Annotated in this window: 14 protein-coding genes; 6 read left to right on the top strand and 8 right to left on the bottom strand. The window is 54.9% G+C overall.

Going from position 1 to position 14,711, the window contains the following annotated elements:
• The first annotated feature begins 110 nt into the window (after positions 1-110).
• From AB1E42_RS08950 to AB1E42_RS08935, 4 genes are read left to right on the top strand one after another with little or no spacing between them, the layout of a single operon-like run.
• Positions 111-1,712 carry a murein L,D-transpeptidase gene (locus tag AB1E42_RS08950; RefSeq protein ID WP_368343902.1) on the top strand — a complete coding sequence of 534 codons (1,602 nt, stop codon included), beginning with the start codon at positions 111-113 and terminating at the stop codon, positions 1,710-1,712.
• Positions 1,713-1,734: 22 nt separating this feature from the next.
• Positions 1,735-2,826 carry a UDP-3-O-(3-hydroxymyristoyl)glucosamine N-acyltransferase gene (locus AB1E42_RS08945; RefSeq protein WP_368343901.1) on the top strand — a complete coding sequence of 364 codons (1,092 nt, stop codon included), beginning with the start codon at positions 1,735-1,737 and terminating at the stop codon, positions 2,824-2,826.
• A 40-nt stretch (positions 2,827-2,866) separates the two neighbouring features.
• Positions 2,867-3,124 (top strand): acyl carrier protein, encoded by a 258-nt coding sequence (locus AB1E42_RS08940; protein WP_368343900.1) that lies wholly within the window; start codon positions 2,867-2,869, stop codon positions 3,122-3,124.
• Positions 3,125-3,131: 7 nt separating this feature from the next.
• The gene (locus AB1E42_RS08935) at positions 3,132-4,343 is read left to right on the top strand and encodes a beta-ketoacyl synthase (RefSeq protein WP_368343899.1); all 1,212 of its coding nucleotides are present in this window, start codon (positions 3,132-3,134) and stop codon (positions 4,341-4,343) included.
• A gap of 20 nt (positions 4,344-4,363) precedes the next feature.
• Here the strand turns inward: AB1E42_RS08935 and AB1E42_RS08930 are convergent, their stop codons facing one another.
• The 4 genes from AB1E42_RS08930 to AB1E42_RS08915 form a co-directional block, all read right to left on the bottom strand.
• Positions 4,364-4,918 carry an invasion associated locus B family protein gene (locus AB1E42_RS08930; protein WP_368343898.1) on the bottom strand — a complete coding sequence of 185 codons (555 nt, stop codon included), beginning with the start codon at positions 4,916-4,918 and terminating at the stop codon, positions 4,364-4,366.
• A gap of 386 nt (positions 4,919-5,304) precedes the next feature.
• Positions 5,305-6,609, bottom strand: coding sequence for an HlyC/CorC family transporter (locus AB1E42_RS08925; RefSeq protein WP_368343897.1), 1,305 nt, complete (start codon positions 6,607-6,609; stop codon positions 5,305-5,307).
• Positions 6,610-6,657: 48 nt separating this feature from the next.
• The gene (locus AB1E42_RS08920; protein ID WP_368343896.1) at positions 6,658-7,599 is read right to left on the bottom strand and encodes a site-specific tyrosine recombinase XerD; all 942 of its coding nucleotides are present in this window, start codon (positions 7,597-7,599) and stop codon (positions 6,658-6,660) included.
• Positions 7,596-9,146, bottom strand: coding sequence for a hypothetical protein (locus AB1E42_RS08915; protein WP_368343895.1), 1,551 nt, complete (start codon positions 9,144-9,146; stop codon positions 7,596-7,598). The genes AB1E42_RS08920 and AB1E42_RS08915 overlap by 4 nt, the downstream gene beginning before the upstream one ends.
• A 304-nt stretch (positions 9,147-9,450) precedes the next feature.
• On the opposite strand from AB1E42_RS08915, the gene AB1E42_RS08910 reads away from it, so the two are divergent.
• Together AB1E42_RS08910 and aroB are read left to right on the top strand one after the other, a co-directional pair.
• On the top strand, positions 9,451-10,050 hold the full coding sequence (locus tag AB1E42_RS08910) for a shikimate kinase (protein WP_368346399.1): 600 nt from the start codon (positions 9,451-9,453) through the stop codon (positions 10,048-10,050).
• Positions 10,047-11,165 carry a 3-dehydroquinate synthase gene (aroB, locus tag AB1E42_RS08905; RefSeq protein ID WP_368343894.1) on the top strand — a complete coding sequence of 373 codons (1,119 nt, stop codon included), beginning with the start codon at positions 10,047-10,049 and terminating at the stop codon, positions 11,163-11,165. Before AB1E42_RS08910 ends, aroB begins: the two co-directional genes overlap by 4 nt.
• 49 nt (positions 11,166-11,214) lie before the next feature.
• Here the strand turns inward: aroB and ssb are convergent, their stop codons facing one another.
• From ssb to trmFO, 4 genes are all read right to left on the bottom strand, one after another.
• Entirely contained in the window at positions 11,215-11,715 is a 501-nt protein-coding gene (ssb, locus tag AB1E42_RS08900) for a single-stranded DNA-binding protein (protein WP_368343893.1), read from the bottom strand.
• A 93-nt stretch (positions 11,716-11,808) separates the two neighbouring features.
• Positions 11,809-12,651: a tRNA glutamyl-Q(34) synthetase GluQRS gene (gene gluQRS, locus AB1E42_RS08895; protein WP_368343892.1), complete on the bottom strand. Its 843-nt coding sequence runs from the start codon at positions 12,649-12,651 to the stop codon at positions 11,809-11,811.
• Complete coding sequence (locus AB1E42_RS08890) at positions 12,648-13,265, bottom strand: class I SAM-dependent methyltransferase (RefSeq protein ID WP_368343891.1); 618 nt, start codon at positions 13,263-13,265, stop codon at positions 12,648-12,650. Before AB1E42_RS08890 ends, gluQRS begins: the two co-directional genes overlap by 4 nt.
• Positions 13,266-13,287: 22 nt before the next feature.
• Complete coding sequence (gene trmFO, locus AB1E42_RS08885; RefSeq protein ID WP_368343890.1) at positions 13,288-14,643, bottom strand: methylenetetrahydrofolate--tRNA-(uracil(54)-C(5))-methyltransferase (FADH(2)-oxidizing) TrmFO; 1,356 nt, start codon at positions 14,641-14,643, stop codon at positions 13,288-13,290.
• Between the last annotated feature and the right edge of the window lie 68 nt (positions 14,644-14,711).

The raw sequence follows: 14,711 nt of genomic DNA, 5'->3' as shown, positions 1-14,711 counted from the left end.
TTTGGCATGTCGGATTTGTGAATGGACCTCCGAAATTGCTGCGCATACCTCAGGGGGAGCAGTTTCGGTCGCGAAAGACGAGTATCAGAATGTATGTGATGGTTGGCAAAATGAGTGCGGTTTTTCGTAGGATATGCGCCCAATTTGCGGTGGTCCTTGTATTTTCCGTAGGGGCAACAGCTGCGGCGGCTCAATCGGTGAGTTTCAAGGTGGCTGTTGCGGAAGCAGCTTCGGGGCACGAGGACATAGCTGAATTCTACAGCGCGCGTGACTATGCAGGTATCTGGGTCGGAAGTGACACCGATGCAATTGCGCGCCGGAATGCTCTTTTTGCCGCCTTCGATGCCGCAGAAAAGCATGGGCTTCCCGCTTCGCGATTTGATGCCAATGCACTGGAAGAATTAATTCTGTCCGAGCGATCAAACCATCAACTTGGCTTGGCAGATGTGCGCCTGACGCGCGCATTCCTCGATTATGGGCACGCCGTCCAATCTGGTCTGGTTGAGCCGGCGGCGGTGGATGATAACATCAAACGGCGCGTGAACAGGGACCACGATAGAGTATTGCTCTCCGGATTGTTGGGGCCGGATCCTTTTTCCTTTATCCGCGAGCTGGCTCCGTCGACGCCCGAATATGCAAGGCTTCTGAGCGAAAAAGCGCGGTTGGAGCAGGTGCTCGCAGATGGCGGATGGGGACCGACGATCCAGGGCTCCGATACGTTGAGGCCTGGCGATACTGGGCCAAGGGTCATTGCTCTACGGGATCGCCTGATTGCGATGGGATATATGCCCAACAGCGTCGGGCGTAGCTACGACGCAGCATTGCAGTCAGCCGTTGTGGATTTTCAGGAAAGCCACGGATTGCTTGCTGATGGCATTGCTGGGTCCAGCACGATTTCTGAAGTGAATGTTGACGTTGACCAGCGGCTGAAATCAATCGTCGTGGCCCTTGAGCGCGAGCGATGGATGAACCGTGATCGCGGCGAGCGGCACATTTGGGTAAATCTCGCGGATTTCTCGGCAACGATTGTTGATCATGGGGAGGTGACTTTCCGTACCCGCTCGGTGATCGGGGCAAATACCTCGGATCGCCAATCTCCAGAATTCTCAGATCGCATGGACTACATGGTCATCAATCCAAGTTGGTATGTGCCACGCTCGATCATCGTCGGCGAATACCTTCCGCAATTGCAGGCTGATCCTACCTCTGCGTCCTATATCAATCTGATTGATGAGAGCGGCAACGTTATAGATCGGGCTGGTGTCGATTTCACGCAGTTCACCGCGTCGACTTTCCCATTCGGGATGAAACAACCGCCGAGCAACAGTAATGCCTTGGGTCTGGTGAAGTTCATGTTCCCCAATCGCTATAACATTTACCTTCATGACACACCGGCGAAGAGCCTTTTCGGACGGGAAGTGCGCGCCTTCAGCCATGGCTGCATCAGGTTGAACGATCCGTTTGATTTCGCCTATGCCTTGCTGGCAAAGCAAACTGCGGACCCCGTCGATTACTTCCATTCGATCCTTGAGACTGGACAAGAAACGCAAGTTAACCTCGAAACCCCGCTTCCTGTCCACCTTGCGTATCGAACGGCCTTCACGCATACGGATGGTGAGTTGCAGTTCCGTCGGGATATTTACGGACGCGACGCAAAGATTTGGGCAGCCCTTGCGGCTCTGGGTGTCGAAATTGGCGCTGTAAACGGCTAAGCCGCCCTTTCTGGGAATGAATATGACAATTTCGGTGAGAGATATTTCTGCTGCGATAGGCGCAAGTGCGGAAGGTGACCTCGATTTTGTTGTAACCGGCCTCGCCGAGCCGAGTATTGCGAAGGAAAACCAACTCGCGCTGGCTATGCACCCGTCCTATGCTGAGAAATTGGCATCGGGAAACGCGAAGGCCGCTGTTGTGTGGCCTGAGTGTAACTGGAGGGCGTTGGGGCTCGTGGCCGCTATTTTTGTGCCGCGCGCACGGCTCGCCATGGCTGGACTGACCCAGGCGTTTGACCCGTCACCGGAGTATACTGGGATTCACTCCAGTGCGCTGATTGACGCAAATGCAGTGCTGTCTGCAAACGTGTCTGTCGGTCCATTCACCTCGGTTGGGTCTGAAGCGGTCATCGGTGAGGGATGCCGTATCGGCGCGAATGTCACGATTGGCACCGGCGCTCGAATAGGTGCAGGAACGGTGCTCTGCGACGGCGTCCGTGTTGGCCGGAACGTGGTGATCGGTACAAATGCGCTCGTTCAATTTAATGCGGTGATCGGGAGCGATGGATTTTCATTCGTAACTGAAGAACAGTCGAACGTTGAGCGTGCACGCAAAGAAATGCATTCCGAGGCGGTCGTCGCCAATCCGAGCTCGTCGGTCTGGCACCGTATCCATTCATTAGGCGGCGTCGAGATTGGTAACGATGTAGAGGTGGGTGCCGGCACAACCATAGACGCAGGCACCATTCGACCGACAAAAATCGGACGTGGCACCAAGATCGATAATCTCGTCCATGTAGGTCATAATGTAATCGTTGGTGAGGATTGCCTGCTATGCGGTCAGGTGGGCATCGCCGGTTCGTCTGTTATCGGTGATCGAACGGTGCTCGGTGGGCAGGCTGGTATCGGCGATAACCTGAACATCGGAAGCGATGTCGTTATCACCGGCGCCACCAAAGTGATGTCGAATGTACCGAGTGGCCGCGTGATGATGGGTTCACCAGCGGTGAAAATCGAAACGCATGTGGAAACATACAAGGCGCTGAGACGGCTTCCAAAAGCGCTGCGGGTGCTGTCGCATTTGCAGAAATCAGTTTCAAAGCCGGATAATTAGAGATAGATCAGCCCCATATAGAACAGCATTGGAAAGTCCCATGAGCGTTCAGGATCGAATTATCGAGATCATCGCGGCACAGGCGCTGCTTGACGTGAGCGACGTGACACCCGAAAGCACTCTTGAAGAGCTCGGTATAGACAGCATGGGGCTAGTTGAATGTATTTTCGCGATTGAGGAGGAATTCGATATTTCGATCCCATTCAATGCGAATGACCCGTCTGAAAGCGATTTTGATATCTCGTCGGTCGCGACGATTACTGTCGCGGTTAATTCATTGATATCTCAGCAATCTTGAGTTGGTCATGCGGCGGGTTGTTATCACTGGGGCAGGGTCAATCAATGCCCTCGGGCATTCTGTTGCGCAGACCTTTGAGGCATTCGCCGCGGGTCATTGCGGAATTGAGCAGCTTAGAATTCGAGACGTTGAACGGCTTTCCGTACAGATAGGCGCTCAGGTAAAGGGCTACGAGCAGGAAGCCCATTTTAATCGTCAGCAAATTGCGCTCTATGACCGTTTTACCCAGTTTACCTTGCTTGCTGCACGCGAAGCTATTGCACAGGCAGGGGTCGAGTTTCGTGGAGAATTCGCCGACCGATCCGGTGTTGTGCTGGGTACCTCCGGCGGCGGCCTCACGACCCAAGATGAAAACTACCGCGCTGTATACGAAGAAGGCAAAAACCGTGTTCATCCGTTCATCGTCCCAAAATTGATGAATAACGCGGCAGCCAGCCATGTATCGATGAATTGGAACTTGCGCGGTCCCTCGTTCACAGTCGCGACTGCCTGCGCCTCTTCGAACCACGCAATGGGCCTCGCGTTTCAAATGATCAGGTCAGGGATGGCCGATGCAATGGTTACGGGCGGTTCGGAGTCGATGCTGTGCTTCGGAGGTGTCAAGGCGTGGGAAGGGCTGCGCGTGATGTCCAAAGATGGCTGTCGCCCCTTCAGTGCAACGCGGAATGGTATGGTACAAGGAGAAGGTGCCGGCATCTTTGTATTCGAAGAACTGGAAAACGCGCGCAAACGGGGCGCGCCGATCTTGGCCGAAGTCGCGGGTTTTGCAATGTCATCGGATGCATCGGATATCGTTACGCCTTCGAAACAAGGCGCTGCGCGTGCAATCTCCGGCGCACTGAAGGATGCCCGCCTTTCGCCTGCGGATGTCCAATATATTAACGCTCACGGAACCGGAACCGCTGTGAATGATAAGACGGAATGCGCGGCGATTGCAGATGTATTTGGTCAGCATGCCGATGACTTGATGATCTCCTCAACCAAGTCAATGCATGGTCACGCCATCGGCGGCACAGGTGCCATCGAGCTTTTGGCGTGTCTGATGGCTTTGCAAGAGGGCGTCATCGCACCGACGATTGGTTACGAAGAACCTGACCCAGAATGCGCTTTGGACGTTGTGCCCAACGTTGCGCGCGAAGCAAAAGTTGATGTTGCCCTGTCGAACGCTTTTGCGTTCGGTGGCTTGAACGCCGTTTTGGCGCTCAAGCGATTTTCATAAAATTTTGAAAGGTGTACCGGCTATTCACCGGACATGATTTCGGTCACCGCATTGAAACCAGCGGTAAAGCCGGAGAGAGACATCGGAACCACGACTGGTGAGTTCGGTGTCGCCACTGGAACCAATCTTACCAATGCTTCTGTGCCTCTGCGGAATTCTTCAATTTCCTCGGCAGATAAGGCGACGCGAACAACACAGCCGCCACGGTTACAATAGCTGAAGCTGTAGCGCCTGGCATCCTTGTCATCGACCTGCACGATGAAACCCTCGAGGAGAAGGGTTTCAAGCGGGGCAACGATTGTTGCGATTGCCGCAGGGGCACCTTCTTCGGGATTCGGCGTTGGTTGCAGGGTGAACTCAGCCAAACTGCCCACGTTTTCGTCGCCGATGACCTGATACATCTGGCAGGGGTCTTGGTCATCCTCAGAGCGCAAACAGCGCACAGCCCAGTCACCATGAGATTCGAGGATATAGGGCGCACCGATCTGAATTTCTTCAGATGTGCTATCGCTTTCCTGAGCAACGGCTGGAGAAGCCAGAATTGCCGCAAAAATCAGAACCGCAGTTTTTTTCATCGTCGCCTCAACTCTTGATTATTTTGCTGTGATCATGGCTAGCACGGCCTTGGGGCAATGTCAGGTTTCTTCCGCGCTGCTGGCGAGCCATTGCCGAGCTATCTTGGGTAAAGCTCTGTTCAAAAAAGAAAAAGAGGTCCCTAGAACCTCTTTTCCCGTCTCTCCCTGTCGGACTTCGCCGACGAATTAGAGTGACGCTACGCAATGAATCGCAGTCCGTCAACAGGGAATCTTTCTCTTCATTCCCTGTCGGTGCTTTGTTCCATTTAGATGAAAAAAGCCGCGCCAATGGCGCGGCCAGTCTGACAGGGAGGATATCGGCCAGAGCCGATCTTCCAACACTTTCATAGGAAAGTTAATGATTTGCTTTGCTAACGTTCGTCGGATTACAGGGGCCGGATTTTCAGCTTTGTGATCCGGTTTTCTTCTTTGTCCATCACCTCGAAGCGAAAACCATGGAAGGAAAAAACCTGACCTTTTACAGGGATCATCTGCGCCTCGTGGATGACCAGGCCAGCTACAGTATTCGCTTCTTCATCCGGTAAATTCCAATCGTGTGCGCGATTGAGATCACGGATCGTTATTGTGCCGTCAACCATGTAGGAACCGTCAGCCGCCCGCGCGATCATCGCGTCCTCTTCAATGTCGAATTCATCGGCGATTTCCCCGACGATTTCCTCAATGATGTCTTCGAGTGTGATCAAACCTTGCAGTCCACCATATTCATCAACGACGAGCGCGAAGTGGGACTTCCTCTTAAGGAACATGCGCATTTGGTCGTCGAGCGTGGTGGTCTCTGGCACAAAATAGGGAGGCATTGCGACTGAAAGGACGTCAAAATCACGAAGGCCTTCGGCGTCAAGTTGTCCCTTGGAGTCGAGCAACTTATGCATCGCGCGCAAGAGGTCTTTGGCGTGAATGACCCCAACGATATTTTCCTGATCGTCACGGAAGAGGGGGATGCGCGTGTAACTGCTCTCGAGGCAGCGGGACATAATCTCTTCAGGGCGCAGGGTCGCGTCGATCATCTCTATACCGGAGCGATGTAACATCACCTCCTCGACCGTACGGTCGCCAAGGTCGAGTGCGCCGAGGATACGGTCACGATCCTCTTTTTCGACAATGCCTTCCGAGTGTCCGAGCTGCAGTGCACCAGCGATCTCTTCGCGCACGGCGAGAATGTGGCTGTCAGGGTCGGTCTTCACACCAAACAAACGCAACACCACACGCACCAGCAACCGTACCGCCGAGACAATGGGCGAAAAAACCAGCACGACAAGCCGGATTGGCCGCGCCACGCGGGAAGCGACAGTTTCCGGATTGGTGATCGCATATGTTTTAGGAAGGACCTCCGCAAAAATCAGCACCAGTAGGGTCATGACAAGGGTAGCAAGTGCGACGCCGTTTTGGCCGAATAGTTTGGTCAGAATGGCCGTCGCGAGGGAGGTAGCTAGAATATTGACGACATTGTTGCCAAGCAGGATGGAGCCGATCAGCCGCTCGTTATCTTCGGTGGCTTTCAGCGCGTGGCCGGCACCGGCCGATCCTTTGTCCGCAGCGGAGCGCAGTTTGCCGCGTGACGCCGCTGTCAATGCAGTCTCGGAGCCAGAAAAGAAGGCCGATAGAACAAGAAGCAACAAAATCGCGAGGGCGGTTCCCCAAAACGCGAAATCCGAAAAACTGGTTTCCATATCTTCCTTCGTCTCCGATACAAATGTCAGCGGCTTTGGCGTCTCGCTTTAGCTGTGCTTACCTGCGTTGGACAGTGGGTGATGATCTGTAACGAGGGTTCTTAGCCGCTCTTCGAGGATATGGGTATAAATTTCCGTGGTTCCAATATCCGCATGCCCAAGTAGAGCTTGGATACTCCGCAAGTCCGCTCCTCCCTCTAGTAAGTGGGTGGCGAAAGCGTGCCTGAGCGTATGTGGTGAAACCATCGAAGGTGAAATCCCCGCTTGTATGGCGAGATCCTTGATTATGCCGTGAAATCGTATGCGGCTGAGGTGCCCGGACTTTCCGGTTGACGGGAACAGGTACTTAGAACGTGCCACGCCTTTTTGAGCGCGTTCCGCATCGATTTCCTCAAGACGGTCGCGCCATGCATTTAGCGCACTGCGCGCAGGAGTGGATAGCGGTACAATACGTTCTTTTCCGCCTTTCCCCTTAATATAAAGCAGCTTGGGGTCGCCCTCCGCAGCCGAGCGCGGCAAACTGACAAGCTCGGAAACCCGCAATCCGGTGGCATAGAGGACTTGCAGCATGCAATTGGTTCGCGCCGGTTCCGGTCCACTTTTCTCCGCAGCTTTCAGGAGGGCGTTCACTTGGGCATGAGAAAGCGTCTTTGGTAACGACGCCGTCTTTTTTGGGCCACCAATTTTAAGAGCAGGGTTATCGCTGCGCCATCCTTCGTCATAGGAAAAGCGGAAAAACTGCTTGATAGACGAAAGGCGCCGCGCACGGGTTGACTGTGCGAGCCCGCTTGCTGCGCATCTTTCAAGGTACGATTCAATATTGTTTTGTGCGCAACTGCTGAAATCTTGCTTGGATTTTTTCAGATATGCGTAGAAGTCGAGAAGATCACGCCCGTAAGCCAAAAGCGTATTTTGCGCTGCGGCAAGTTCCGATGCCTGCGCATCAAGAAATATGCTGATCCATTGTTTGGTGTCCCTTGGCGGGGTCATGTGTCGCGGTCCAACAGAAGGTATTGAAGGGCCACGCGGCGCGAAAAATCAACCAAACCAACCTCTAGTAAAACAGCAAGTATCGGAGCGATTTGCTGGGGATCGCCATGACGGCCCTCTTCAAAAGCTTTGAGCGCAACAAGAAGTGCCTCGCCGATCCGGCCACTCTGCAACCTCTCTTGCTGCTCGGCTGAGGGTGATGCGGTTGTAAAACCCTCCAGTACAGCGCGTTCTCTTGGCGAGGTCGGGGTTCCGACCGTCGAAAACGCCCCAAGTGCCAGTGCCTGTAGGAAGGCGTCTGTTTCATCTTGTGCTGCAAAGGAGCGGGCGACGTTTTGATAGCGGGTCGACAAAAGTGATATACGCAAAACAGTCGAAGCAAGAGCCTGCGGCAAAGTAAGGCGAGCTATTTCCTCGGCATACAGACTTGCAAAAACTGTCTCCAGCCGAGCATCTGCCATCGCATTCCAGACCGATGGGAGAATGTCGGCAACAGTTGTGGCGTCGCCCTGCGACAAAGCTTTATCGAACTTCTGGAACAACGCGATCCGATCCCAAACGCCCCCTGATGCGGCTGGTTCACGGGCCGTGTAGATTGCCTGAAGCAGGTTTTCGGATACAGCTTGCCGTCGCGACAGGCGCTCAACGGCCTCAATTTGGTTGCGCCAGCCGGCGCTGTCTTGCAAATCTGCATGTGCAAAAGCGAGAGGCAATCCATGTGTGGCAAGGCGCTCGCCAACCGCTTCTCGCAACCGGAAAGTCAACGGAGTTATCCTTGAGGGCGGCTGAAGAGGGGGCTCGTCTTCAAAGAGTTCCGGATCGAGAAAGCGCGAAAGAAGCGCATCCTCTTCCTCGGAGATGTCTCCAAGCGCGCGGCCGGTATTGAGTATGAGGGCGGCAGTCCGCCATTGCCCTGCGCGGGCGATGCAAAAGACACGGGCAGGGTAAGTGGGTGCAATGCTTGGCTTTGCTTCAATGACCTTGCAGGCCTCGGCTTCGGTCCCGTTCAATAGGGCCACGTCAAACATGCGACGGAAAAGCTCGGGAGTATCCGGATCCGCAGCTTGCAGCAGTGCCTGCGCCTGTTCGATTGCGCCAAGAGCTAGAAGTTTATCCACCCTTGCCAGAAAGAGAGGCGCATCCGAACTTGCGGCAAATGGCGGGTCGGCATCTGCGAGTAGTAGGGTGAGAAGCATGTCATGCAGCGCGGGCAGTGTGTCTTCATCTTCACTCAACACCAGCGACACGAGCACATCTTCAGGCGTGTGCCGCCATAAACTCCGCGGCAGCCCTGTAAGGGAAGGAGGTAATAATCCCACCGTATTAGGGGACCGGCGGTCCAAAAGGGCCACGCGGACGTCCGGCGGGTTTGCCGTGGTTTCTGTTGGGCTGGCTTCGCGCGCTGGCGGCAGAACGTTCGACGGCTCAACACTGCGCGAAAGCCAGTTGATGGCCGAGAGTGGGGCTCCGTCTGATACTTGCTGTGCGTATGCGACGGTTCCGCTCACCACGGCTGCGATGCAAAAGAGACCAGCTGTCAGGTTCATTTCGGGTCAAGTGGGACGGGAGCTATGATTTCAGTACTAGGAGCAGTGAAATCGGCTGGGAAAAAGATCGGACCAACATAGGCATAGATTACCAGACCAATGCCCCCGACTACCGATAGGAAAACAAGTGCTTTAATCAGTCGCCACAACATATTTCGCTCCCTTGCCTCTGCTCTCAGGACGTGTTTTTCCGTCTTTTGAGACGGAGTATATATGGCCTTTCGCGTAATATCACGCCATAGAGGAAAAGAAATTTTTCGACCATGCTCAGGCAGGATTGTGCCGAGCGACTGACGTGGATGAGATGACGGGCCAGCATATTCACAGCCAAAACAATAGCGCATCAACCAAGGAACCGCGCTTTGCGCTTCATCGCACGGTGGTCATGGTCGGGATGATGGGCTCCGGCAAAACGGCAATTGGCCGCGCGTTGGCAAATCGCTTGAACACTGAGTTCCTGGATTCTGATGCGGAGATTGAAACTGCTGCCGCCGCATCCATTGCTGAAATATTCGCAAGGGACGGAGAGGCGTTCTTTCGCGACAGAGAGTTCGAAGTGATTGGGCGTCTGCTTTCTGGTGAACCGTGCATTCTCTCAACCGGTGGAGGTGCATTCTTGTCCGAGCGAAACCGTCGTCAGATTCACGACAAAGGCATTTCAGTCTGGCTGGACGCTGACGTTGATCTGTTGTGGGAAAGGGTGAAAAATAAAGATACCCGCCCGCTTTTGAAAACGGAGAACCCCAGACAAACACTCCGGGATCTGATCGAGGCTCGTGTGCCATTTTACCGTCAAGCAGATATCGCCGTCTTAACGCGGGCAGGCTATTCAATTGAGAAAACAACCGACAAAGTAATCGAGGCATTGCTTGCTCGGCCGGATGTGTTGGAGCGCGCAGAATGAGCATCGAAACTATTCACGTCGGCCTTCCGGGGCGCGAATATGACATCCGCGTTGGTCGCGAACTGCTTGATCGCGCAAGTGAAGAAATTGCACCGTTCCTGAAGCGACAGCGCGTCGCAATCCTAACAGACGCTAATGTCGCCGCACTTCACCTCCAACAACTGACGCAAAATCTCGAAGCGGCAGGGGTGAAGGTGGCGTCGCTTATCCTCCCCGCAGGCGAAACCACAAAGTCTTGGGACGGCCTAACTCAGGCTGTTGAATGGATTTTGGAGCAGCAGATCGAACGTAGTGATCTGGTGATTGCGCTCGGTGGGGGCGTAATTGGCGATTTGGCGGGTTTCGCCGCAGCGATTGTCAGACGGGGGATCCGTTTTGTGCAAATACCGACCAGCCTTCTTGCGCAGGTCGATAGCTCCGTCGGCGGTAAAACAGGCATTAATACGCGCCAGGGGAAGAACCTCGTTGGTGCTTTTCATCAGCCGGTTAGTGTTCTTGCTGATACCGCGCTCCTCGACACGTTATCTGAGCGGGATTTTCTCGCCGGCTACGGTGAGGTGGTCAAATATGGCCTGCTTGGTGATGCCGCTTTCTTCGAATGGCTTGAGGTGAATGGCCCGCTCCTCGCAAAGGGAGATCACGATGCGCGCAACTACGCGGTGCGGCGCTCCTGTGAGATGAAGGCCGACATCGTGGTGCGCGATGAGACGGAGCAGGGGGACCGCGCGCTTCTTAACCTTGGGCATACATTCTGTCATGCGTTGGAAGCCGCTACGGGCTACTCTGACCGCCTTCTACATGGTGAAGGCGTGGCAATAGGCTGCGCCCTTGCCTTCGAGCTTTCCGCCCGTCTGGGGCTATGTTCGCAGGAAGATCCGAGCCGAGTGCGCGCGCACCTCAAGGCAATGGGAATGAAAACCGACATTGCCGATATCTCGGGTGAGCTTCCTAATGCCGACGGTTTGTTGGCGCTGATGGCGCAAGACAAAAAGGTTCAAGACGGCAAGCTGCGGTTCATCATGGCACGCGGTTTGGGCGCTGCATTTGTAACCTCGGATGTACCCAAGGATGCGGTGCTTGCTGTGCTGAGTGATGCTCTAAACGCTCGACAATAAAAAAAGCCAGCCGAAGTGGGCTGGCTTTGATGCATCAATTTTCGAAACCTTAGAAGGGGATTTCGTCGTCCATGTCGCTGCGGCCGCCACCTTGCTGCGACGATCCACCGTCGAATCCGCCACCACCATAGCTTCCACCGCCGCCATAGCCGCCGCGATCATCACCATCACCATCACCGCCCCCGCCGCCGCTGTCGTTGCGTCCATCAAGCAAAGTGAGCTCGCCACGATAGGGGCGCAAGACCACTTCCGTTGTGTACCGATCTTGCCCGCTCTGGTCCTGCCATTTACGGGTTTCAAGCTGGCCTTCGATGTAAACCTTCGATCCCTTACGCAGATATTGCTCTGCGATCCGGCCAACAGGTTCAGAGAAGATTGCCACGGAGTGCCATTCAGTGCGTTCGCGGCGTTCGCCAGTGCTCTTGTCCTTCCACGTCTCGGAGGTGGCGATGCGAAGGTTAACCACCTTACCGCCGTTCTGGAATGTGCGGACTTCAGGGTCGCGCCCGAGATTTCCAACGATGATAACTTTATTGACAGAACCGGCCATGCACTTGCCCCTGTATTTCGAATCTTAGGATTTTGTTCGTCTCGTTACACCACTCTGAGAGCGTTAATGAAAGCTGAATTTGTTGATAATATCCTATAACCCGATCAAATTTCTAATCTCATTTGGTGAGAATCCCTCGTCGCGGTACTTGCCAATTGCCCGCGCATCGTCCCGTTTGGCGAGCCGTTTCCCCGTCTCGTCCCTGATAAGCCGATGGTGATGGTAATCCGGTACTGGCAGGTTCAAAAGGTGCTGAAGCAAGACATGGATTGGTGTCGCCGGTTGAAGGTCTGCTCCACGCACAACGCGTGAAATCTCTTGTTCAGCGTCGTCGATGACGACCGCCAGATGGTAGGCAACCCCCATATCCCGTCGCGCCAGCACCACATCGCCAATGTTCTCGATCAGCGTCTCGGTTGCGATTTCGATCACGCCCCCGTCTTCGCCAAACTCTGCCCATTTCAGGACTTTCGGCACTCGCGCGACTGCCTTGGCCATGTTGAGGCGGAGGGCGAGGGCAGGGCGCCTTGGAGGGCGGAGTTTATCACGACAAGTACCGGGATAGACAATACCGTCAGCACCGATGACAGGTGCCCCGCCTTCTTGCGGCGCCGATGCAGCTTCCTTGATATCACGCCGCGAACAATCGCATGCGAAAAGGAACCCATCATTCCAAAGGCGGTCCAACACTTGCTCATAGGTTTCTTGACGCTCTGACTGCCGCATGACCGGATCAGGCCATGACAGGCCCAGCCATTTCAGGTCAGTATAGATCTGCTCCTCCCAATACGCGCGGGCTCGCGTTTGATCGATATCTTCGATCCGCAGAAGGAACTCACCGCTCTCGGTCTGCGCGAGGTTATACGCGGTGATTGCCGAGAACGCGTGGCCGAGGTGCAATGGGCCGGTAGGTGAGGGTGCAAATCGGGTCTTCATAGGCGCCGCAGCAAGATCACGTCGGCGTTCATGCCGCTGTTTTCCAGATGCGGGCCAGTTTCTCTCGCCACCTGTGCCACTGTGCCATCATCGATGGTCGATTGAAGGCAGGCGTCAAATCGGCCATCAGCCAGAGTTGGATCGTTGAACGAAAATACCAACAGTCCTCCAGGTGCTAGACACGAAGCGAGGAGGGGCACGGTTTCCGGAGGCGCGGCGCCGACGCTGATGACACCGGCCGCAACGATTGCGGCATAATCACCAGCGCGCGCGGGGGGGTGTTCAGGCTTAGATTTCCAAAGGCGTTCGTATACACCCTTCGCTTCCGCGATAGTAATCATTTCTTGAGAGATATCAGTCCCATGCAAGGGGCCAATTCCAACATTTGCAAGTGCTTCGCCTGACACGCCGGTCCCGCAGCCGTAGTCGAGCACTGGGCCGTGTTGAGCAGGAAGAAACCGCGTTAGCATATCGGCAATGCGGGCAGGGGTACGGTATCCACGCGCGGCGATATCTTCATCATAGCTCGCAGCCCAATTTTTGTAGACCGAGAGTGTTTCTTCGACAGATCGCTCTGTCCAAAGATGCGGTTCAAAACGCGGAGTTTCGCTCATAACGCAAAGCTATGAGCAAAAACTAGGCTGCGTCCAGTGAGGATTGCGCCAGCCAAGAACTCCAATCCGCCTTGGCCCGATCAGTATATCCCTTGTAGCGCTCTTTCCGTCCGCGACGACCACCCTTGACCCCATCCAGCGGTGGAAACAGGCCAAAGTTGACGTTCATCGGTTGGAAGGTCTTGGCATCCGCCCCGCCGGTAATGTGTGAGACAAGAGCTCCCATCGCGGTTGTCACAGGGATAGGCGGAAGCGTCTGGCCGCAGATCTCGGCCGCCGCCATGCGTCCGGCGAGCAGACCAATTGCGGCACTTTCGACATATCCCTCAACGCCGGTGATCTGACCGGCAAACCGGATGTTCGGTTTGGAACGCAGCCTCATTTGAGCGTCCAATAGCGTTGGGGAATTGATAAATGTGTTCCGATGAATGCCGCCAAGCCTTGCGAATTGCGCATCTTCGAGGCCCGGAATCATCTTGAAAACAGATGTTTGCGCGCCGTACTTCATCTTGGTTTGAAACCCGACAATGTTGTATAATGTTCCCAATGCATTATCGCGTCGCAACTGCACGACTGCATAGGGCTTCTCATCGGGGTGATGCTTGTTCGTTAGGCCGATGGGTTTCATTGGCCCGTGACGCAGTGTCTCGCGCCCCCGTTCCGCCATCACTTCGATAGGAAGGCAACCGTCAAAATAGCCAGCTGTTTCGCCTTCGTGGAATTCAGTCTTGTCAGCGTCGAGCAGCGCATCAATGAAAGCCTCGTATTGGGGCTTTGTCATCGGGCAGTTAATGTAGGCCGTGCGTTCTTCCTCAGTGTCCCCTTTGTCATAGCGGGACTGGAGCCAAGCAACATCCATATTCAAGCTGTCGAAATAGACAATCGGCGCAATCGCATCGAAAAAGGCCAGCGCATCGCGTCCGGTTTCGCGCGCGATAGCGGCACCAAGCCCTTCCGATGTAAGCGGGCCTGTGGCAATGATCCAGTGCCCGTCCTCGGGTAGATCAGTGATCTCCTTGTAGGAAATCTTGATATTCGGGTGCGCCTTGAGGGTGTTTGTGACCGTTTCCGAAAATGGATCGCGGTCCACCGCCAATGCCCCGCCGGCGGGAAGCCTGTGGCGCGCGGCAGTACTCATGATTAGACCGTTCGCCTGACGCATCTCCCAGTGGAGCAGGCCAACCGCGTTTTGCTCGTCATCATCAGATCGGAACGAGTTTGAGCAAACCATCTCGGCAAGATTGCCGGTCCGATGTGCAAAAGTCCCAACTTTTGGGCGCATTTCGTGAATGACGACCTGTGCGCCTGCCTCTGCAGCTTGCCATGCGGCTTCTGAGCCGGCCATGCCGCCGCCAACGATATGTATCTCTTGTGTCATAGCGTGGACATAGGGTTTTTACCGCGCGATGGAAAGGGCCGCGAACGGCCCTTCAGTAGGTCACTCCC

This window comes from Pelagovum sp. HNIBRBA483 (assembly GCF_040931995.1).
In the GTDB taxonomy this organism is placed as follows: Bacteria; Pseudomonadota; Alphaproteobacteria; order Rhodobacterales; family Rhodobacteraceae; genus JAEPMR01.
This window is presented reverse-complemented; position numbering and strand designations above follow the sequence as displayed.

What these genes read in the sequence shown, in the direction of transcription:
- aroB (WP_368343894.1), top strand. Translation starts at nt 10,047, where the DNA reads ATGAGCATCGAAACTATTCACGTCGGCCTTCCGGGGCGCGAATATGAC.
- AB1E42_RS08910 (WP_368346399.1), top strand. Translation starts at nt 9,451, where the DNA reads ATGACGGGCCAGCATATTCACAGCCAAAACAATAGCGCATCAACCAAG.
- AB1E42_RS08930 (WP_368343898.1), bottom strand. Translation starts at nt 4,918, where the DNA reads ATGAAAAAAACTGCGGTTCTGATTTTTGCGGCAATTCTGGCTTCTCCA.
- trmFO (WP_368343890.1), bottom strand. Translation starts at nt 14,643, where the DNA reads ATGACACAAGAGATACATATCGTTGGCGGCGGCATGGCCGGCTCAGAA.
- AB1E42_RS08915 (WP_368343895.1), bottom strand. Translation starts at nt 9,146, where the DNA reads ATGAACCTGACAGCTGGTCTCTTTTGCATCGCAGCCGTGGTGAGCGGA.
- AB1E42_RS08890 (WP_368343891.1), bottom strand. Translation starts at nt 13,265, where the DNA reads ATGAGCGAAACTCCGCGTTTTGAACCGCATCTTTGGACAGAGCGATCT.
- AB1E42_RS08945 (WP_368343901.1), top strand. Translation starts at nt 1,735, where the DNA reads ATGACAATTTCGGTGAGAGATATTTCTGCTGCGATAGGCGCAAGTGCG.
- ssb (WP_368343893.1), bottom strand. Translation starts at nt 11,715, where the DNA reads ATGGCCGGTTCTGTCAATAAAGTTATCATCGTTGGAAATCTCGGGCGC.
- AB1E42_RS08935 (WP_368343899.1), top strand. Translation starts at nt 3,132, where the DNA reads ATGCGGCGGGTTGTTATCACTGGGGCAGGGTCAATCAATGCCCTCGGG.
- AB1E42_RS08940 (WP_368343900.1), top strand. Translation starts at nt 2,867, where the DNA reads ATGAGCGTTCAGGATCGAATTATCGAGATCATCGCGGCACAGGCGCTG.
- AB1E42_RS08950 (WP_368343902.1), top strand. Translation starts at nt 111, where the DNA reads ATGAGTGCGGTTTTTCGTAGGATATGCGCCCAATTTGCGGTGGTCCTT.
- gluQRS (WP_368343892.1), bottom strand. Translation starts at nt 12,651, where the DNA reads ATGAAGACCCGATTTGCACCCTCACCTACCGGCCCATTGCACCTCGGC.
- AB1E42_RS08925 (WP_368343897.1), bottom strand. Translation starts at nt 6,609, where the DNA reads ATGGAAACCAGTTTTTCGGATTTCGCGTTTTGGGGAACCGCCCTCGCG.
- AB1E42_RS08920 (WP_368343896.1), bottom strand. Translation starts at nt 7,599, where the DNA reads ATGACCCCGCCAAGGGACACCAAACAATGGATCAGCATATTTCTTGAT.